The organism is Staphylococcus gallinarum, from assembly GCF_000875895.1.
Lineage (GTDB): Bacteria > Bacillota > Bacilli > Staphylococcales > Staphylococcaceae > Staphylococcus > Staphylococcus gallinarum.
On the sequence record NZ_JXCF01000026.1, the window covers coordinates 130,799 to 152,640 of the forward strand.

General features: G+C 32.9%; 14 protein-coding genes and 1 pseudogene. 12 read left to right on the forward strand and 3 right to left on the reverse strand.

Annotation, left to right across the window (positions count from 1 at the left end):
- Nucleotides 1-60: 60 nt before the first annotated feature.
- The 6 genes from SH09_RS11450 (at nucleotide 61) to SH09_RS11470 (ending at nucleotide 5,996) form a co-directional block, all read left to right on the forward strand.
- Entirely contained in the window at nucleotides 61-654 is a 594-nt protein-coding gene (locus SH09_RS11450; RefSeq protein ID WP_042739781.1) for a peptidylprolyl isomerase, read from the forward strand.
- A gap of 289 nt (nucleotides 655-943) precedes the next feature.
- A complete protein-coding gene (ygs, locus tag SH09_RS11455) occupies nucleotides 944-1,324 on the forward strand; it encodes a S1 domain-containing post-transcriptional regulator Ygs (RefSeq protein ID WP_042739782.1) in 381 nt (126 codons plus the stop codon).
- A gap of 280 nt (nucleotides 1,325-1,604) precedes the next feature.
- The gene (locus SH09_RS11460) at nucleotides 1,605-2,738 is read left to right on the forward strand and encodes an NADH-dependent flavin oxidoreductase (RefSeq protein WP_042739783.1); all 1,134 of its coding nucleotides are present in this window, start codon (nucleotides 1,605-1,607) and stop codon (nucleotides 2,736-2,738) included.
- Between the two features lie 246 nt (nucleotides 2,739-2,984).
- Entirely contained in the window at nucleotides 2,985-3,113 is a 129-nt protein-coding gene (locus SH09_RS17260; protein ID WP_257211149.1) for a hypothetical protein, read from the forward strand.
- Between the two features lie 339 nt (nucleotides 3,114-3,452).
- A complete protein-coding gene (locus SH09_RS11465; protein ID WP_042739784.1) occupies nucleotides 3,453-4,643 on the forward strand; it encodes an ornithine--oxo-acid transaminase in 1,191 nt (396 codons plus the stop codon).
- Between the two features lie 108 nt (nucleotides 4,644-4,751).
- Nucleotides 4,752-5,996, forward strand: coding sequence for a Glu/Leu/Phe/Val family dehydrogenase (locus SH09_RS11470; RefSeq protein WP_042739785.1), 1,245 nt, complete (start codon nucleotides 4,752-4,754; stop codon nucleotides 5,994-5,996).
- 249 nt (nucleotides 5,997-6,245) lie between these two features.
- Here SH09_RS11470 and SH09_RS11475 read toward each other — a convergent pair.
- From SH09_RS11475 to SH09_RS11485, 3 genes and pseudogenes are all read right to left on the reverse strand, one after another.
- Nucleotides 6,246-7,211 (reverse strand): annotated as a pseudogene (locus SH09_RS11475) (glycerophosphodiester phosphodiesterase); the annotation flags it as partial.
- Nucleotides 7,212-8,094: 883 nt separating this feature from the next.
- Nucleotides 8,095-9,474 carry an argininosuccinate lyase gene (argH, locus tag SH09_RS11480; RefSeq protein WP_042739786.1) on the reverse strand — a complete coding sequence of 460 codons (1,380 nt, stop codon included), beginning with the start codon at nucleotides 9,472-9,474 and terminating at the stop codon, nucleotides 8,095-8,097.
- Nucleotides 9,464-10,669 (reverse strand): argininosuccinate synthase, encoded by a 1,206-nt coding sequence (locus SH09_RS11485; RefSeq protein WP_042739787.1) that lies wholly within the window; start codon nucleotides 10,667-10,669, stop codon nucleotides 9,464-9,466. The genes argH and SH09_RS11485 overlap by 11 nt, the downstream gene beginning before the upstream one ends.
- A 348-nt stretch (nucleotides 10,670-11,017) precedes the next feature.
- Between SH09_RS11485 and SH09_RS11490 the strand changes: the two genes are divergently transcribed.
- The 6 genes from SH09_RS11490 to addA all read left to right on the forward strand — a co-directional run bounded on the left by SH09_RS11490 (nucleotide 11,018) and on the right by addA (nucleotide 21,838).
- Complete coding sequence (locus SH09_RS11490; protein WP_042739788.1) at nucleotides 11,018-12,349, forward strand: glucose-6-phosphate isomerase; 1,332 nt, start codon at nucleotides 11,018-11,020, stop codon at nucleotides 12,347-12,349.
- Nucleotides 12,350-12,641: 292 nt separating this feature from the next.
- Complete coding sequence (locus SH09_RS11495) at nucleotides 12,642-13,217, forward strand: TVP38/TMEM64 family protein (protein WP_042739789.1); 576 nt, start codon at nucleotides 12,642-12,644, stop codon at nucleotides 13,215-13,217.
- 4 nt (nucleotides 13,218-13,221) lie between these two features.
- Nucleotides 13,222-13,743 (forward strand): signal peptidase I, encoded by a 522-nt coding sequence (gene lepB / locus SH09_RS11500; protein WP_042739790.1) that lies wholly within the window; start codon nucleotides 13,222-13,224, stop codon nucleotides 13,741-13,743.
- A gap of 18 nt (nucleotides 13,744-13,761) precedes the next feature.
- Nucleotides 13,762-14,337, forward strand: a complete 576-nt coding sequence (lepB, locus tag SH09_RS11505) for a signal peptidase I (protein WP_042739791.1) — start codon at nucleotides 13,762-13,764, stop codon at nucleotides 14,335-14,337.
- A gap of 386 nt (nucleotides 14,338-14,723) precedes the next feature.
- On the forward strand, nucleotides 14,724-18,188 hold the full coding sequence (gene addB, locus SH09_RS11510; protein WP_042739792.1) for a helicase-exonuclease AddAB subunit AddB: 3,465 nt from the start codon (nucleotides 14,724-14,726) through the stop codon (nucleotides 18,186-18,188).
- Complete coding sequence (addA, locus tag SH09_RS11515; RefSeq protein WP_042739793.1) at nucleotides 18,185-21,838, forward strand: helicase-exonuclease AddAB subunit AddA; 3,654 nt, start codon at nucleotides 18,185-18,187, stop codon at nucleotides 21,836-21,838. Before addB ends, addA begins: the two co-directional genes overlap by 4 nt.
- Nucleotides 21,839-21,842: the final 4 nt, after the last annotated feature.

The window sequence follows — 21,842 nt, forward strand, 5'->3', positions numbered from 1 at the left end:
TTCACCCTTTCAAATATGTTAGAATACATATATCATCTTAACATGAAATGGAGAATTTAAATGACGAACTATCCTCAATTAAACACAGAAATTAATGGTAATGAAATTAAATTAGTTATGCACACAAATAAAGGTGACATGACTTTTAAATTATTCCCTGATATCGCACCAAAGACTGTAGAAAATTTTGTGACACATGCAAAAAATGGTTACTACAATGGTGTAACGTTCCATCGCGTTATCAATGACTTTATGGTACAAGGTGGAGACCCTACTGCAAGTGGTATGGGCGGTGAAAGTATTTATGGTGGACCATTTGAAGATGAATTCTCTTTAGAAGCGTTTAATCTTTACGGTGCACTTTCAATGGCGAATTCAGGACCAAACACAAACGGTTCACAATTCTTTGTAGTACAAATGAAAGAGGTTCCAGAGTCAATGTTAAGTCAATTGGCTGATGGAGGCTGGCCAGAGCCAATCGTAAAAGCTTATGGTGAAAAGGGTGGAACACCATGGTTAGATCAAAAACATACAGTATTTGGTCAATTAATCGAAGGTGAAAGTACATTAGAAGATATCGCAGCTACTAAAGTCGGTGCACAAGATAAGCCAGTGCATGACATTACAATTGATTCAATTGATGTTGAAGGATAATAATTAAGCAATATTAAGTGTGTTGATAAAGTTAGATTTTATGTTTTTCAATTCAACACTTCATAATAGACGTGTGAAGAACAGGTTGAGACATGATAGATGTCCAACCTGTTTTTTTGATCATTATTCATGCCATGGGTTACTTTATGCAAAGTATATAGGGTTGTGAACTTACTTTTAGATACTTAAATCAACAAATCGTGAAATTTTTCTATATTAATGTTAGTGCCTGTAAGTATTTTATGCTATTATAATAGTGTTAAGTAATACGAAATAAGGGGTTATCACGTTGAATAATCACTATAAAGTAGGTCAACATGTAAAAGTTCGTGTGACTGGTATTCAACCGTATGGCGCTTTTGTAGAAACCCCTGATAATACTGAAGGTTTAATCCATATTTCTGAAATCATGGATGATTACGTCCATAATTTGAAAAAGTTTTTATCAGAAGGTCAAATTGTAAGAGCTAAGGTAATTTCAATTGATGAAGAGGGGAAGATTAACTTCTCTTTAAAGGATAATGATTATTTTAAAAATTATGAACGTAAAAAGGAAAAGCAATCAGTATTAGATGAAATTAAAGAAACCGAAAAATATGGGTTTCAAACAATTAAAGAACGCTTACCGGTTTGGATTAAACAGTCCAAAAACGCGATTAAAGATGAGTAATCATCTTCAGAACGCTAACACTTGAATGAGTGTTTAGCGTTTTTTTATGTAGTGTTGAAGGTTAATGAATTAAGTTGAATGTTAAAGCTTAAAGCTAAGCTATAAAATTTATTGATGCAAACGGTATATAAACCTAATGTACAGGGATTGATAAATAATTAAATTTAAATATATACATGCGCAAGCATATTGTTTTCATTTGAGGTTGAAAATAGTTAGAATTAGGTAGTATTAAAAAAGAGTTATTATATTTAATAACATATTAGGAGGATTTTTAAGAATGGAATCAAAATTTCAACCTTTATTTGAGTCATTAACTTTACCAAATAAAGTAGAATTAAAAAATAGATTTGTATTAGCACCGTTAACACATGTTTCTTCGAATGATGATGGTACAATTTCTGAAGAAGAATTAGTTTATATGGAACAGCGTTCAAAAGATGTAGGTTTAGCTATTTCAGCGGCTAGTAATGTTACAGACTTGGGTAAAGCATTCCCAGGGCAACCATCAGTAGCACATGATTCAGATTTAGAAGGTTTGAAACGTTTAGCTAAAGTAATGAAGAAGAATGGTGCGAAAGCGGTCGTGCAAATTCATCATGGTGGTGCGCAAGCATTACCTAATTTAACACCGAATGGTGATGTTGCTGCACCAAGTCCTATTTCCATGAAAAGCTTTGGTGAACAAGAGGCACATGATGCTCGAGAAATTACAGTTGAAGAAATTCATGAATCTATTAAAGCATTTGGCGAAGCAACTCGACGTGTTATTGAAGCAGGTTTTGATGGTGTGGAAATACATGGCGCCAATCACTATTTAATTCATCAATTTGTTTCACCTTACTATAATCGACGTGAAGATGAGTGGGGACAAGATCGACTTAAATTTGCTTTATCCGTAGTAGATGAAGTTACTTCTACTGTAAAGACACATGCGGATGAATCATTTATTGTGGGATATCGTTTTTCTCCTGAAGAAGCAGAATCTCCTGGTATCAGCATGGAAATCACGGAAGAATTAGTGAAGCATTTAATTGATAAACCATTAGACTATCTACACGTTTCATTGATGGATATTTACTCAACGACACGTGAAGGTAAATATAAAGATCAACAACGAGTTGAATTATTACATGAATGGATTGATGGACGTATGCCATTAATTGGTATAGGATCAATCTTTACAGCACAACAAGCATTAGATGCAATTGAAAATACAGATGCAGATCTTATTGCTTTAGGCCGTGAAATATTACTTGATCACAATTTTGTAAGTAAGATAGTAGAAGGTAAGGAAGATGAAATCATTTCACAATTTGATGGTACAAGAGCGGATAAACATGAATTACCTATTAAATTATGGACTCAATTTAATAATGCATTTTATCCTTTACCAAGAACAGATGGGAAATAATATGAATTAATATCATAGCTATTCAATATTTATAATAAGACAGGTGCAGTATTTATAATTTTGACGATTTTTAAGCAGTGTTTCAATACTGTAGAAGAAACGTTAGTAGATTATGAATAGCTGCACCTGTTTTTAATATTGTTAACTAAAGTTGTAGCATATCATCCAACCATAGCTTGATGACAAAGTTCTGTAAAAGTATATAATCAAGCACAGTAAATTATAATGATGAGGTGTTGGAAGCATATGAAACAAGCATTATATACAAAGACAGTTGTAACATTGATTCATAAACGACATAAGTTATATCAAGGTATAAAACATAAAAATGAATACAAGCAATTACTTAATCAATGGAAATTAGTATTTAAATAAATTTTAAGTTTAATAATCATTAGAATTTACTATTATTTGAATGATTAATAATGCAATAAATTGCAATAAAAGTAAGTGGAAAATTTATTTGAGAATTTAATATTATGGTCTTGTGTTAAGTGTAAAGGTTGTGTCATTATATATGTAAGGGCTTTCACTGAATTGAACTGATTACAACAGTACTTGTCAAAGCTTTTTCCTAAATATTCATCTAGCGAACTGTGATGCAATAACTCTTTTTGAAAATAGTTTCAGTTTACGTTTAAATACGTTATGCTAGGAGTAAGTATTGTTAAAGAGTCAAAAAAGGCTCTTAAATTTAAACTAAGGGGAGATATCATGTCAAGATCAGAAGAAATCATTGAGTTAACAAACCATTATGGAGCATCAAACTATGTGCCACTTCCAATCGTTATTTCGGAAGCTGAAGGCGTATGGGTTAAAGATCCTGAAGGTAACAAGTATATGGATATGTTATCAGCATATTCAGCTGTAAACCAAGGTCATAGACACCCAAAGATTATTCAAGCGTTAAAAGATCAAGCAGATAAAGTTACTTTAGTTTCTCGTGCGTTTCATAGTGATAATTTAGGTGAATGGTACGAAAAAATTTGTAAGCTTTCTGGTAAAGAAAAGGCTTTACCAATGAACACTGGTGCAGAAGCTGTTGAAACAGCGTTAAAAGCTGCACGTCGTTGGGCTTATGATGTGAAAAACATTGAACCTAATAAAGCAGAAATCATTGCATTCAATGGTAACTTCCATGGTCGTACAATGGCGCCAGTATCATTGTCTTCGGAAGCAGAGTATCAAAGAGGATATGGTCCTTTATTGGATGGATTTAGAAAGGTTGATTTCGGTGATATTGAAGCAATTAAAGCTGCTGTAAATGAAAATACTGCCGCTATTTTAATTGAACCAATTCAAGGGGAAGCAGGAATTAACGTTCCACCAGAAGGATACTTAAAAGCGATTAGAGAGTTATGTGATGAGTATAATATTTTATTTATAGCCGATGAAATTCAAGCAGGATTAGGTCGTTCAGGTAAATTGTTCGCAACAGATTGGGATAATGTAAAACCAGATGTTTACATTTTAGGTAAAGCATTAGGTGGTGGCGTATTGCCAATTTCAGTTGTATTAGCAGATGAAGAAGTATTAGGCGTGTTTACACCTGGTTCACACGGTTCTACATTTGGTGGAAATCCACTTGCTTGTGCCGTTTCAAATGCTGCTTTGGATGTAATCGTAGATGAGGACTTACCAGGTCGTTCATTAGAGTTAGGTGAATACTTCAAATCAGAATTACAAAAGATAAATCATCCATCTATCAAAGAAGTACGTGGTAAAGGATTATTTATCGGAATTGAATTAACTGAAAATGCTAGACCATATTGTGAAGCATTAAAGGAAAAAGGTTTATTGTGTAAAGAGACACATGATACGGTAATAAGATTTGCGCCACCATTGATAATATCTAAGGAAGAATTGGACTTTGCACTAGAAAAAGTGAGAAGTGTATTCGAATAATTAGCGTTATGTAATATAAGTATTTAAAACACTTTAAAAAGAAAAATCTTATGTTACAATTAGCATGAAAGCGAAATCATTAGTAACGAAAAAGAGGCGAAATGGATCATGACTGAGAATAATAATTTAGTTACTTCTACGCAACAAATTATTAAAGAAGCATTGCATAAATTAGGTTTTGACGATGGCATGTATGATTTAGTAAAGGAACCATTAAGATTCTTACAAGTAAGAATTCCAGTACGTATGGACGATGGTACAGTTAAGACCTTTACGGGTTATCGTGCACAACACAATGATGCTGTAGGACCAACAAAAGGTGGCGTCAGATTCCACCCTGATGTTGATGAAGAAGAAGTTAAAGCATTGTCAATGTGGATGACATTGAAATGTGGCATTGTGGACTTACCATATGGTGGTGGTAAAGGTGGTATTATTTGTGACCCACGTCAAATGAGTATTCACGAGGTAGAGCGTCTTTCTAGAGGCTATGTTCGTGCAATTTCTCAATTTGTTGGACCAACAAAGGATATTCCTGCACCAGATGTTTTCACAAACTCTCAAATTATGGCATGGATGATGGACGAATATAGTTCATTGGATAAATTTAACTCTCCAGGTTTTATCACTGGTAAACCGATTGTATTAGGAGGCTCACAAGGACGTGACCGTTCTACTGCATTAGGTGTAGTTATTGCGATTGAGCAAGCTGCTAAACGTAGAGGTTTAGAAATCAAAGGTTCACGTATTGTAATCCAAGGTTTCGGTAACGCTGGTAGTTTCTTAGCGAAATTCTTATTTGATATGGGTGCTAAAATTGTCGGTATTTCTGATGCTTATGGTGCGTTACACGATCCTGAAGGCTTAGATATCGATTACTTATTAGATAGAAGAGACAGTTTCGGTACAGTAACTAACCTATTTGAAGATACGATTTCAAATAAAGAATTATTCGAAATTGATTGTGATGTATTAGTACCTGCAGCAATTGCTAACCAAATTACTGCAGATAATGCACATGATATTAAAGCAGATGTAGTTGTTGAAGCAGCTAACGGACCAACAACACCAGAAGGTACACGTATTTTAACTGAACGCGGTATCTTATTAGTACCTGATGTATTAGCAAGTGCTGGTGGTGTAACAGTTTCTTACTTCGAATGGGTACAAAATAACCAAGGTTATTATTGGACTGAAGAAGAGGTTAATACGAAACTTCGTGAAAAGCTTACAACAGCTTTTGATACAATTTATGAATTATCACAAAACCGTAAGATTGACATGCGTTTAGCTGCGTATATTGTAGGTATCAAACGTACTGCAGAGGCTGCACGTTATCGTGGTTGGGCTTAATCATTATCTCGGTATGATTAGCTGTAAAGATAATTTAGACTAAAGTACAGTCATAAATATTTGTAATTAAAGCAAGGGACAATTTCTATTGTAATTTAATAGAAGTTGTTCCTTTTTTATATCAAAATTCAGCACTGAATTTTTCTAATTGTATAGTTTAATATGTAATCTAAAAAGCCAACCTAAAAGATTACATTAATCTCATAGATTGGCAGATTGGCAATAGTGATCGTATTGTTATTGAATTATTTATTTACTTTCATCTACAACTTGTTTGTATACATCTGCATAGTTAGTGAAAACACCGTCTACACCATAGCTATTAAGACGCTCCATATCGGCTTTATTGTTTACTGTAAATGGATGAACTAAGAATCCCATTTCCTTTAAGTGTTGTACGTTATCTTTAGTTAAGTCAGAATATTCGGGACCTACACCAATTGCTGTGTTTTTAATACTTTCTAAATCTTGATCTGTAAGATTAGGTAATTCACCTTTGTCTAATAATCTTACAAGTGGTACGTCAGAATTTAGATTATGCATTTTTTCTAGACTTGCTTGTGAAAATGATTGAATCATAACATGTCCATTTTTTAAAGATTGATTTGTTAACATGTGATGTTTATCTAAAGTATCTAATAATTTTTCTTCCATACCAGGATACACATCAGGTGATTTTGTTTCGATATAATAGTTTGCATCTGTACCATATCTGTCTAAAATTTCATCTAGTGTTGGCACTTCTGCACCTTTATATTGCTCATCTGCGTATTCAGGATGTTGCTCATTGAATTTACTGCCAGCGTCTAATTTTTTCAGTTCCTCTAATGTATAAGAGTCAACTCGACCTGTACCATTAGTCGTTCTATCGACTGTTTCATCATGCATTGCTACAAGGTGTCCGTCTTTTGTCATTTGTAAATCAATTTCGATGTAAGATGCACCTAATTCATTATGACTCTTATCATAAGAATATAAAGTGTGTTCAGGTGCATAGCCACTAGCGCCTCTATGGGCGATTGTTGTAAACTTTTCTCCTGTTAAATTATGTATTTCCTTGTTTTTTGCACTTTTTTCTGTTGCTTCTGAAAGTGGTCTCGCAGAAGTTGAACTATTTTCATTTTTATTAGTAGTTGTGTTATTTTGAGGTGATTTATTTACTTTGTCTTGTGGTGTGGGTGTATTTTGTTCTTGGTTATCAGATTCTGAATGGTTTTGATTCGCATGTTGTGATTTCTGTTGTGATTGATTGTCAGTTTGTTGCTTGGTATTAGCATTTGTGTCTGATTGTTCAGGGGATGGATTAGTAGTTTCTGTAGTTGAATTGGTAGCACTTTGTGTTTGTTCTTGAGTGTTGTCTTGTGTTTGCTGTGTAGAATCATTAGGTGATTGTATTGTATTTTGCTTTTGTGTTGAATCCGTATTTTCATCTGCTTTAGCCATTGCTGTAGAAGCTAGTAAAGATAAAGATAAAGCTGTCATACTGGTTACCATAATTCTTTTTGCATTTTTCATAAGTGCTTCACTCCTTAAAATGAACTGTACACTGTTCTTACCTTAGAATTTAATTGTTTAAACACTATTTACATTTTCTTTATTTTAAATATAAAAAATTAATTATAGTTTAATAAATTAAATGTTTAAGAATAAAAGTGGTGTATTTAGGGTGATGAGGCACAATTTATAAATAGGAAATAGTAATATTTAGTATCAATAGAATGAAAATAATAAGGATAATGCTAGAACATAAATCCCCAGCATTAAGCCCATCAAAGATCAAAAATCTTTGATGGGCTTGTTATTTATATCAATACTACATATTGTTATTGCTCGCTTAACTAGAGGCTGGATCGAGCCTTGGTCTCGACACGCATCCTACTCCCATAGGTATTTCGTAAACAAAACGCAGTTCTTAAATGTTATTACTCCAATAAATAAGACACTTTATAATAAATTAATTGAAACAGCAATTATCTCTGAGATACAACAAGAAATGAATAACGAATTAAGTGACGAATATTTAAATAAAATCGCAAATTATCCATTTTATTTAAGTCTAGAAGACTAATGTCCCAGAGTTATCCTTAATTGTATAGTGTTATTCTTTATTTTTACTTTTTATAACTTTAAGTTGCTCTTTAACCGCTGCTTGACCAGTCGAGCCATAACTAATTCGACGGCTCACACAATTTTCAGGTTTAAGATAATCATAAATATCAGCTTCTATACTTGGGTGTGCTTGTTGATATTCAGTTAACGGTACATCTAGGAGGTATACATTATTTTGTATAGACCATAGCACAATTTTACCGACAATTTCATGCGCATTTCTGAATGGTACACCTTTGTTTACTAAATAATCTGCTAGTTCAGTTGCATTAGAGAAATCATTGTAGACAGTTGATTGTAACTGTTCAACATTAATAGTCATCGTATCAACCATACCTTCAAATATTCTTAACGAACCTTTAAGCGTATGCACTGCATCAAATAGACCTTCTTTATCCTCTTGCATATCTTTATTGTATGCTAACGGTAAGCCCTTCAAAGTCATCAACATGCTCATTAAATGACCAGTAGTTCTACCTACTTTACCTCTAATCAATTCAGCCATATCTGGATTTTTCTTTTGTGGCATAATTGATGATCCAGTTGAGAATGCATCTGATAAGGTAATAAAATTGGCTTCTGCAGAAGACCAGAAGATGATTTCCTCTGCAAAACGTGATAAGTGAACCATTGTTAACGAAATATTATGCAATGTTTCAACAATGTAATCTCTATCACTAACAGCATCCATACTATTTTCATATAAAGAACCAAAGTCTAATAATGATTGTGTTTCATGGCGATCGATAGGGTATGTCGTACCACTTAAAGCTGCTGCGCCTAATGGTGAAATATCAATACGCTTAATACTATCTTGGAAACGTGATTTATCACGCTCTAACATCCAATAATAAGTTAAGATGTGATGCGCAAATGAGATAGGTTGTGCTCTTTGTAAGTGTGTATAACCTGGCATGATTGTATCAATATTATCCTCTGCTACAGAAACGATGGTTGCTTGAAATGATTCAATTAAAGCGATTAGTTCAGTTACTTCTGATTTCGTATATAAGTGCATATCCGTCGCAACTTGATCATTTCTACTACGACCAGTATGCAATCTACCACCAGCGTCACCAATACGTTTGATGAGTTCATGTTCAATATTAAGGTGAATGTCTTCTAATGAAACATCTAAATCTAATTTATTTTGTTTATAATCAGCGAGTATATCGTTTAATCCTTGTTTAATTTGCTCACAATCCGAATTAGAAATAATACCTTGATTTGCTAACATAGTGGCATGAGCAATACTTCCTTGCACATCGTATTCAATTAATGCTTTATCGAAGTGGATGGAAGCATTGAATTCATCGACCCATGCTTCCGGTTGTTCACTAAATCTACCACCCCAAGCTTTATTGCTCATCGTGATAACCACCATGTAACATTGAATTTACTTGTGTAGGTAAGCCAAAGATATCGATAAAGCCGACTGCTGATTCTTGGTTGAATGCATCTTCCTTAGTATACGTCGCTAATTTTTCATTGTATAAAGTATGAGGTGATTTTCTACCATTTACAATTGCATTACCTTTATATAATTTGACACGTACTTCACCAGAAACATACTTTTGTGTACTGTCGACAAATAATTTTAAACTGTCAGTTAAAGGTGAGAACCATAAGCCGTTATAAATTTGTTCTGCAAATTGCTTTTCAATAATTGGTTTAAAATGAGCAACATCTTTCGTCAATGTAATCGTTTCTAATGATTTATGTGCATTAACAATAACTTCTGCAGCTGGTGTTTCATATACTTCTCTTGATTTAATACCAACTAATCTATTTTCAACATGGTCGATTCTGCCGATTCCATGCTTACCAGCTAATTTATTTAAATATAAAATTAATTCACTTAATTTATAAGATTTGCCGTCTAACGCAGTAGGGATACCTTGTTCAAAAGTTAAGACAATTTCATCAGCTTCATCAGGTGCATCTTCTAATTCTTGAGTTAAATCATATGCATCCTTTGGAGGCGCAGCATAAGGATCTTCTAAGATTCCGCATTCGTTACTTCTACCCCATAAATTTTGGTCAATTGAATATGGAGAGTCATGTTGAATAGGTACTGGAATGTTATGTTTAATAGCGTAATCAATTTCTTCTTCACGACTCCATGCCCATTCTCTAACTGGAGCAAATACTTTTAATTCAGGATCTAATGCTTTGATTGCCACTTCGAAACGTACTTGGTCATTACCTTTACCAGTACAACCATGTGCAATACCTACAGCATTTGTTTTATCTGCAATTTCAACTAATTTTTTTGAAATTAGAGGTCTTGATAATGCTGACACAAGAGGGTAAGTGCCTTCATACATTAAATTACCTTTGATTGCATATGAAACGAAATCTTCACTGAACTCTTCAGTTGCATCAATGATATGACATTCGATTGCACCCATGTCTAATGCTTTTTGGTGTACTAATTCTAAATCTTTACCTTCACCAACATCTAAACAACATGCTACAACATCATAACCTTTGTCGATTAACCATTTCACTGCAACACTTGTATCTAATCCACCTGAATATGCTAATACTATTTTTTCCTTCATTATTTCCACCTCGGTTTAAAATTTGCTAATTATTTTTTAACTTTGTTTATTTGATAAAATCAGTATAACAGAAAGATAATGAAAATAAAACCACTTTTATACATAAATATACATTTTTATGAAAATTGTGAGTAGAAACTTTTATATCATATGACCTTTAATAATAAAGTATATCGCTTTTTATAGATATAATTGTAAATGTATATAAATGTGAATATAATGATATGGGAATTATTGCTTAGATGAATTAATTGTCACAATTATCGCAATAAATAGGCTAGTTGTTTGAATAGTAAAAATAAACTTAGTAAAATGATTTTGAAATCAAAAACACTGGAGGCAAAATAAATGACTCATATTCAATTAGATTATGGCAAGACTTTAGAATTTTTTGGCGAGCATGAATTAGAACAACAAAAAGATATTGTTAAAACAATTCATAAAACAATACATGAAGGTACAGGTGCTGGCAGTGATTTCTTAGGTTGGATTGACCTACCTGTTAATTATGATAAAGAGGAATTCTCACGAATTTTAGAAGCTTCAAAACGTGTTAAAGCAAACTCAGATGTATTAGTAGTAATCGGAATTGGTGGATCTTATTTAGGTGCACGTGCTGCGATTGAAATGCTAACATCATCTTTCAGAAATAATAATGATTATCCTGAAATCGTATTCGTAGGTAATCACTTATCTTCATCTTATACTCAAGAATTAATTGATTATTTAGATGGAAAGGACTATTCAGTAAACGTAATTTCTAAGTCTGGTACTACTACTGAACCAGCAGTAGCATTTAGATTATTTAAACAGTTGTTAGAAGACAAATATGGTAAAGAAGAAGCGAAGCAACGTATTTTTGCAACAACTGATAAAGAAAAGGGTGCCCTAAAACAACTTGCTACAAATGAAGGTTATGAAACATTTGTCGTTCCAGATGATGTAGGTGGCCGCTATTCTGTATTAACTGCTGTAGGTTTATTACCAATTGCAGCTGCAGGAATTGATATTGAAGCAATGATGAATGGTGCTGCTAAAGCAAGAGAAGAATTATCTTCAGATAATTTAGAAGATAACATTGCATACCAATATGCAACAATTAGAAATATTCTATATGCCAAAGGTTATGACACAGAAATGTTAATTAACTATGAACCATCTATGCAATATTTCAATGAGTGGTGGAAACAATTATTTGGTGAATCTGAAGGTAAAGATTTCAAAGGTATTTATCCTTCAAGCGCTAACTATACAACAGACTTACACTCATTAGGTCAATATGTACAAGAAGGACGTCGTTTCTTATTTGAAACTGTAGTTAAAGTAAATAATCCAAAACACAACATTACAATCGAAGCGGATCCAGATGACTTAGATGGTTTAAACTATTTAGCTGGTAAAACAATCGACGAAGTTAATACGAAAGCATTCGAAGGTACATTATTAGCTCATACTGACGGTGGTGTTCCAAATGTAGTTGTTAATATTCCACGTCTAGACGAAGAAACTTTCGGCTATGTTGTATACTTCTTTGAATTAGCTTGTGCAATGAGTGGATATCAATTAGGCGTTAATCCATTTAACCAACCTGGTGTTGAAGCTTATAAACAAAACATGTTTGCGTTATTAGGTAAACCAGGTTTTGAAGATAAGAAAAAAGAATTAGAAGAACGCCTATAATAGTAGAATACTGTTTGGTGAATCAATATCTTATAGAAAATTAAATAACTTTAAATCATAAGACAGGCAATTTCTATTTACGTTAGATAGAAATTGCCTTTTTTTGCCAATATCATTATTCGAAAGATTGTAAATCGTGTGTTACACATTATGAATGATACTAGCTTTTATAATATTAAAAAATTTATAGTACTTGAGACTGATTTATTGTAAAAAGGGGACATAATTGTTTTAAAAAACAGCATATAAACTTATAATTATTAAGTACAGTAAACTTTAGGGAATGGTGGTCATGACACAAGAGCAAGTCCAACATTGGTTTGATCTATTTGGGGATTTAGGTTATATTGTCGGATTTTTATTACCTTTTATAGAAGCATTTATACCAATTTTACCGATTATCGTGTTTGTAATTGTGAATGTAAATGCTTATGGTTTATTAATTGGTACGTTATTAGCTTGGTTAGGTACTGTGATTGGGAGTTATATTGTCTTTTTAATATTCAGAAGGTTAACGCATACAAAATATATGCAAAAAATACAAAATCGTAAATCGGTACAGCGCTTAATTCATTTTATAGATAGACATGGTGTGATACCCATATTTATATTATTATGCTTTCCATTTACGCCGAGTGCGCTTGTCAATATTGTTGCTAGCTTGTCGCATATAAAAGCACATGTGTATTTATATGTGTTATTTGCATCTAAGTTAATCATGATAGGACTTATTGGGTGGTTAGGTAGCGATATTACCACACTGTTTACGAATCCATTTAGATTAATTATTGTAATCTTAATCATTGTACTGATGTGGTTTATAGGTCATCGTATTGAGAAACATTTTATGCATTCGTCAGAGGAGTGACAACATGCAACGGATACTAAAACATTTGATTTTAATTATCATTGCGATTATGATTGTAATATTAATCCAAGCGTTACTTGTTACAGGCTTTGTTGTAAAGGATAATCGGATGTCTCCGAATTTAAACAAAGGTGATAGAATTATTGTAAATAAGATTAAAAGCACTTTTAATTTATTAGAAAATAATGATATTATTATGTACCGTAACGGAAATCATATAGAAATAAGTAGAATTATTGGAAAGCCTGGTCAATCTATTGCTTATAAAAATGAAACGTTATATAGAGATGATAGAAAAGTAAATGAATCTTATAGTAAAGGGCAGCAGATAGAATCCTTATCATTAAGGCATATAAAACATTCAGAAGGTGATATTGTACCGCCGAATGCTTACTTTGTCCTAAATGATCAAAGAACAGATAAACAAGATTCACGAACATATGGCTTGATATCAAGCAAAGATATTATTGGAAATGTGAGTTTGAGGTTTTATCCTTTTAATAAATTCACAGTAGATTTTAACTAAATGGATGAGGTGTAAACATTGAGAAAAGAGATAATGGAATGGTTCGTATCGATTGTCGTTGCAGTAGCATTAGTATTGCTTATCATGAACTTTGTTGCGAAACCATATACTGTTAAGGGTGATTCTATGGACCCGACGCTTAAAGATGGTGAGCGTGTCGTAGTAAACTTATTCGGATATAAGTTTGGCGATATTAAAAAAGGTAATGTCGTTGTATTCCATGCAACAAAAGATAGTGATTATGTAAAACGTGTAATTGGTACAGCTGGTGATAACGTTGAGTATAAGAAAGATAAATTATACGTAAATGGTAAAAAAGTGGATGAACCATATTTAGACTACAATGAAAAGCATAAGCAATATAACTATATTACAGGTTCATTTAAAACTAAAGATTTAAATCAAGTTAACCAGAAAAATACCATTCCAAAAGATAAATTACTTGTCTTAGGTGATAACAGAGAAGTAAGTAAAGATAGTCGTTCATTTGGTTTAATTGATAAAGACCAAGTGGTAGGAAAGGTTTCATTTAGTTTCTGGCCATTAAATGAAATGAAATTTGGATTTGATCCAGATACAAATTATGATAAATAATGTGAAGAGGCAATTTCTATTGAATTTAGATAGAAATTGTCTTTTTCTATCTCTACAAATGTAAAAGTGATTGTCATATGTTGCTAACTTTATAATTCAAGGCACTGTTATTTTACACATTGATAATCAAACTGTTACATACAAGTACCTAGCAAATGCTTGTCCTTTCATTCAATATTTATTTGAGAGAAACTTTGAAGTTTAAATTAGTAAGTTAAATTATGATTGTTGAATGACTGATCATATAATGAACTTTGTTCTATAGATAATGGTTATTAACTTATAGCTTCAAATTAAACGTTATAGCAATTGGAGTAATTATTAAAAAGATAAACGATACACAATATATTATATGTTAAAATATGGTCAAAGGAGTGGGATATGTCATGGAATTTAATGCCTTTATTGGAAGAGCGGGAACGGGAAAATCATATAAAATGTTAGAAGAAATTCGCCAAGAGATGAAAGAACGTCCACTAGGTGATCCAATTGTATTAATTGCACCAACACAAAATACCTTCCAACTTGAACAAGCCTTTGTAAATGATCCAGAACTTAATGGTAGTTTGAGAACTGAAGTATTGCACTTTGAAAGATTAAGTTATCGTGTGTTCCAAGAAGTTGGGGGACTAATGGAACAACAATTAACAAAAACTGGTACTGAAATGATGATTTATGACATTATTCAACAGCATCAGGCAGAATTGAAATTATATCGTTCACAGGTTAAGTATTATGGCTTTAGTGAAAAGTTATATGAACAAATTCAAGACTTTAAAAAATATAGCGTCTCACCTGTACAACTTGAAACATACATCTCAGAAAATACATTACAAACACGAACGCGACATAAATTAGAAGATATAGCGTTAATCTATAAACATTTAGAAGATAGAATTAGCGGTGAATTTGTCTCAACTGAGGACTGTTTAAATCGATTTATAACATTAATGGATCAGTCTGAAAGGTTGAAACGTACTGAAATATACATAGATGGGTTCCATAACTTTTCCACTTTAGAATATCAAATTATTAAAGGGTTAGTTAAGCATGCTAAAAAGGTAACCGTATTATTAACAACTGATGGTGATAAAGATCCATTTAGTTTATTTAGAAAGCCATCGGAATCCTTGACGCATCTTGAAGATATAGCAAACGAACTTAATATACCTTTAAATATTCAACGCTTCACGCAACAACATCGTTTTCAAAATGAAGACTTAGCGCATTTAGAGCACCATTTTAATGCTTTGCAATTCGAACCTAAAAATGTAGCGGATAATGTTGAAATATTAGAAGCGTCAATTATGCGAGAAGAAATTAATGAAATTGCAAGAAGCATATTAAAGGAAACTAGAGAAGAAGGACTTCGCTTTCAAGATATAGCCATACTTTATAGAGATGATAGTTATGCTTATTTATTGGAATCTATTCTACCGCAATTTGATATTCCATTTAATATTGATATTAAACCGTCAATGACGCATCACCCAATTATGGAAATGATTCGTTCACTCATTGAAGTCATTCAAACGAATTGGAATTTTGAGCCGATTATGCGTTTGCTAAAAACAAATGTATTAACAAAGCAATATAAAGATAGTAGTTATCTTATTGATATATTGGAAAATTTCGTACTTGAACGAGGAATTTATGGAAAACGTTGGATGGATGATAGTTATTTCCAAGTTGATCAATTTAGGAAAATGGGATTGAAACGTCAACCATTGACTGATAGTGAACGAGAGACATTTGAACGTGTGATTCAATTAAAATCTTATGTAATGGATAAAATTCTATTGTTTGAGCAACGTTTAAGCCAGGCGAACACAGCGCTAGAGTTTGCAACTGCATTTTATGAAGCAATGGAAGCATTTGATTTACCGAGTGATTTAATGACTGAGAGAGATCAGTTTGACGCGAACGAGGAACATAGAAAGGCAGAAGAAATTGATCAACTATGGAATGGGTTGATTCAGACGTTAGATGATTTAGTCACAGTATTTGGTGATAATACGTTGACACAATCACGCTTTTTAGAATTATTGGATGTCGGTTTAGATCAATTGGAGTTTGTGATGATACCTCAAACGATTGATCAAGTTAGTATAGGAACAATGGACTTAGCAAAAGTAGATAATAAGGCACATGTCTATATGGTCGGTGTAAATGATGGGACTATGCCACAAACTGTAGCATCATCAAGTCTGATCACTGATGATGAGAAGAAGTATTTTCAAGCACAGTCTAATCTAGAATTAAGTCCTACAGCTGACATTTTACAAATGGATGAAGCATTTGTTTGTTATATTGCCATGACGAGAAGTAGAGCGAAAATCACATTTTCTTATGCCTTGATGGGAGCAAGTGGAGATCAAAAGGAACGAAGCCCGTTTATCAATCAAATCATGGAGTTATACCATAATTTAGAAGTGACAAATATTCATCACATGCATCAAGCCCAACCGTTAACATTAATGGAACATCCGCATCAAACTAAAATTGCCTTGTTTGAATCACTAAAGGCTTGGCTAGATGATGAAATTGTCGCTGATACTTGGTTAGATACATATCAAGTTATGAGGGATGATGAACGACTCAATGATGGACTAGCCTACTTAGTTTCGGCACTCACCTTTGATAATGAAACAGTGCAACTCAATCAGCAACAAGCTAAAGCTTTGTATGGAAAGCAAATTAATGCGAGTGTATCTAGATTTGAAGGTTATCAAGCATGTCCATTTAAACACTTCACATCACATGGTTTAAGACTAAATGAACGTACAAAATACAAATTAGAAAACTTTGATTTAGGTGATATTTTCCATCAAGTATTAAAGCTCATATCTGAGAAAATTAATGGAGATTTTAAGAATTTAAATTTAACACAAATTAGAAAGTTAACACATGATGCTTTGACTGAAATACTGCCTGCGGTACAGTTCAATCTTTTAAATTCAACCGCATATTATCGTTATCTATCACAAAGAATAGGCGCTATTGTTGAAACAACGTTAACTGCACTTAAATATCAAGGTAGTTACAGTGAATTCAAGCCTCAAAGGTTTGAAGCGAGCTTTAGAAAGAATCCTAGAAATCCGGAAGATTTACAAGCGATGCCATTAATTACGGAGCAAGGCATTCCAATCAATATTCGTGGGCAAATTGATCGTATTGATACGTATAATCACGATAATGAAAGTTTTGTAAACATTATTGATTATAAGTCATCTAAGTATAGTGGTACTTTGGATTTGACGAAAGTATACTATGGCATGCAAATGCAAATGATGACATATATGGATATTGTATTACAAAATAAACAACGCTTAGGTTTAAATCCTCTGACACAACCAGGGGGATTGCTATATTTCCACGTGCACGAACCGCGTCTCCAATTAGCATGGAATGAATTAGATGAAGATAAACGCAATGAAAAGTTTATCAACTCATTTAAATTAAGTGGTTTAGTAAATAACGACACTTCTGTAATAGAAGCATTCGATAATCGAATGGAACCAAACTATTCTTCAGATATTATTCCTGTTGCAATGAAAAAGGATGGCGGATATAGAAGCGGTAGTAAAGTAGCGGATTCCGATACAATTTATAAGTTAATCAAGCATAATAAAGCTAATTTTGTTAAAACAGCAACTGACATCATGGACGGTCATACCGAAGTAGCGCCACTTAAGTATAATCAAACATTACCTTGTGACTTCTGTAATTATAAGTCTGTGTGTCATGTGGATGGCATGATTGATAGTAAACGTTATAGAACTGTTGACGAAACGATAAATCCATTAGAAGAAGTGCAAAATGTTGAACTAGAAGAAGGTGAGTTTGAATGAATCCAATCCCAGTAAAACCAGCGGAGTCGCGTTGGACTGATAATCAATGGAAAAGTATCTATGCCAAAGGTCAAGATATTTTGATTGCTGCCGCTGCAGGATCTGGAAAGACTGCAGTGTTAGTAGAACGTATCATACAGCGAATATTAAATGACAATATTGATGTTGATAAATTATTAGTTGTGACATTTACAAATGCCAGTGCAAGAGAAATGAAGCAACGTGTGGATCAACGTATCCAAGAAGCATCGCTTGAGGATCCGAATAATAGTCATTTAAAAAACCAAAGAATTAAAATTCATCAAGCTCAAATTTCAACACTACATAGTTTTTGTCTGAAATTAATTCAAAATCATTATGATGTACTTGATATTGATCCAAACTTCAGAACAAGTAGTGAAGCAGAAAACATTTTATTATTAGAGCAAACGATTGATGAAGTGCTAGAGCAACATTATGATGTGTTGAATCCTAGTTTTGTTGATTTAACTGAACAATTATCTTCCGACAGAAATGATGATCAATTGCGCCAAACAATTAAAGATATGTACTTTTTTAGTGTAGCTAACCCCAATCCTTTTGAGTGGTTACAAAATTTATCTGAACCATACGAGAATAAGAATGAACAAGAAAAGTTATTAGAACTTTTAAACCATGTGGCAATGATATTTATGAAATCAGCATTAGAAGCGCTAAATAAAAGTTATGATCTATTTTCAATGTTAGAGGAAGTGGATAAACAAGTTGATATTATTGAGAGAGAACGTAAATTTATGTCTGCAGCGATAGAAGGCGGCTTATTAAATACAGAAGTAATCAGTAACCATCAATTTGAGCCACGTTTCCCATCGAAAACAAAGAAAGTTAAAGAAGCAAATGAAATGATGTTAGATGCTTATGACGACGGTAAGAAGCATTATGATCATTATAAAGAATTAGTTTCTAAGGTGAAATTAGACTACTATACGAGAACTGCAGATGAGTTAATGTATGATATGCAACAATTAGCGCCAAGAGTGGCTTATTTAGCAGAAGTGACCGCAGATGTTATCGAGCAATTTAATGCGAAAAAGCGTAGTAGAAATTTACTTGATTTCTCTGATTATGAACATTTTGCATTGAAAATATTGTTAACTGAAGATGGCACGCCTTCTGAAATAGCAGAAATGTATCGCCAACAATTTGAGGAAATATTGGTGGATGAATATCAAGATACGAACCGAGTACAAGAAAAAATTATTTCTTGTATCAAACGTGGCAATGAAGCCGATGGGAATTTATTTATGGTTGGTGATGTAAAGCAATCGATTTACAAATTTAGACAGGCAGATCCAAGTCTATTTATCGATAAATACAATCGCTTTACGGTTGATGGTTCGGAACATGGTTTGCGCGTAGATTTATCTCAAAATTTCCGTTCTCGTAAAGAAGTGCTAACAACGACGAATTATTTATTCAAACATATGATGGATGAAGCGGTAGGGGAAATCGTTTATGATGATGCTGCACAACTTTATTATGGAGCACCATTTGATGAGACTTCACATCATATACAAATGAATATGTTAATTGAAGATAAAGGGTCAGATTTAAGTGCAGCTGAACAAGAAGCGGAATATATTGTGCAACAAGTTGAAAATATAATGACTGAACAAGAGATATATGATATAAAAACTGGACGTTATCGCAAGCCAAATTATAAAGATATTGTTATTTTAGAACGATCTTATGGACAAGCACGAAAAATTCAACAAGCATTTAAAGATCACAATATCCCATTCCATGTAAACAGTAAGGAAGGTTATTTCGAACAATCTGAAGTCCAACTCATTTTGTCATTTTTAAGAACTGTAGACAATCCATTACAGGATATCTATTTGGTTGGTTTAATGCGGTCAGTCATATATCAATTTACTGAAGATGAATTAGCCAATATTCGTATTGAAAGTCCGAACGATGACTATTTTTATCAATCTATACAACAATATCTTAATAGTGAGCAGGCGGATAGTAAATTAGTAGAAAAACTAAATGCATTTTTAGCAGATTTAGCAATGTATCAAAACTATAGCCAACACCATCCGGTATATCAATTAATTGATAAATTTTATAATGACCATTATGTTATTCAGTATTTTAGTGGAATGATTGGTGGTAAAGGTAGAAGAGCGAATTTACATGGTTTATTTAATAAAGCAGTAGAATTTGAAAATTCAAGTTTTCGAGGTTTATACCAATTCATTCGCTTTATTGATGAATTGATCGACAGAGGAAAAGACTTTGGTGAGGAAAATGTCATCGGACCTAATGATGACGTAGTTAGAATGATGACGATTCATAGTAGTAAAGGTTTAGAATTTCCATTTGTTATTTATTCCGGATTATCACGAAAATTCACGCGAAAGGATTTACAGAAGGCTACAATTTTAAATCAAAGCTATGGCTTGGGGATGAGTTATTATGATGTACAACAACACATTGCGTACCCATCTTTATCTTCAGTGACATATAAGGCCATTGCTGAAAAGGAATTAATATCAGAAGAAATGCGTTTGATTTACGTTGCTTTAACACGTGCTAAAGAACAACTATATTTAATCGGTCGCGTAAAGGATGAAAAGGATATTACGAAATACGAAGAAGTTTCTGTTTCTGGTAGTCATCTACCTGTTAGTTATAGACTTACTGCACAAAAACCACTTGATTTAATTTATCCAATTTTAGCAAAATATCAATCTACATCATTACCAAAAGATTTACGCTTTGAGGCGAATATTGATGATGTGGATGAGGCTATGAAACCGTATGTCCAATTAAATACGGAATTCTATGAAGATATTGCATCTGAAATTGTTGAAGATGTTACTGAACAGCGAACGGTTACTGATATTTATCAAATGAACAATAATTATACCGGTTTACAAGATCAAATAAGACATCAAATGACATATGAATATGCACACCCACATGCAGTTCATAAACCATCTAAGCAGTCTGTATCTGAATTGAAACGTCAATTAGAAACAGAGCAAACAGATACCAATTATGATCGAGTGAGACAATATAAGATAGGCTCATTATCATATGAACGTCCTGCATTTTTAAGTCATAATAAAAAGCGTAAAGCAAATGAAATTGGTACCTTAATGCATACAGTGATGCAACATCTTCCATTTCAACAAGAAGGCCTAGATGAAACAGCATTAAATGACTATATCGATAGTTTGATTGCTAAAAATATCATTCCTGAAGATGCTAAAAAAGATATTCAAATGGCTGACATTTTGCACTTTATCAACAGTGATTTATATTGCATGATAACAAATAGTGATGCCATATATAGAGAATTACCATTTGTAGTTAATCAACGCGAGGTTGACCATGAACAAATAAGAGATGAGGATGCATCGATTATCCAAGGGATGATTGATTTGATTTTTGAAAAGGATGGTCAATATTATTTCGTGGATTACAAGACTGATGCGTTTAATAGACGACGTAGTATGTCAGATGAGGAAATTGGTGAACAATTAAAGTCTCGTTATAAAGTACAAATGACGTATTATCGAAATACTTTGGAAACAATATTGAATACTAATGTAAAAGGCTACCTATATTTCTTCAAATTTGGTCAGCTTTCAATCGACTAATGAT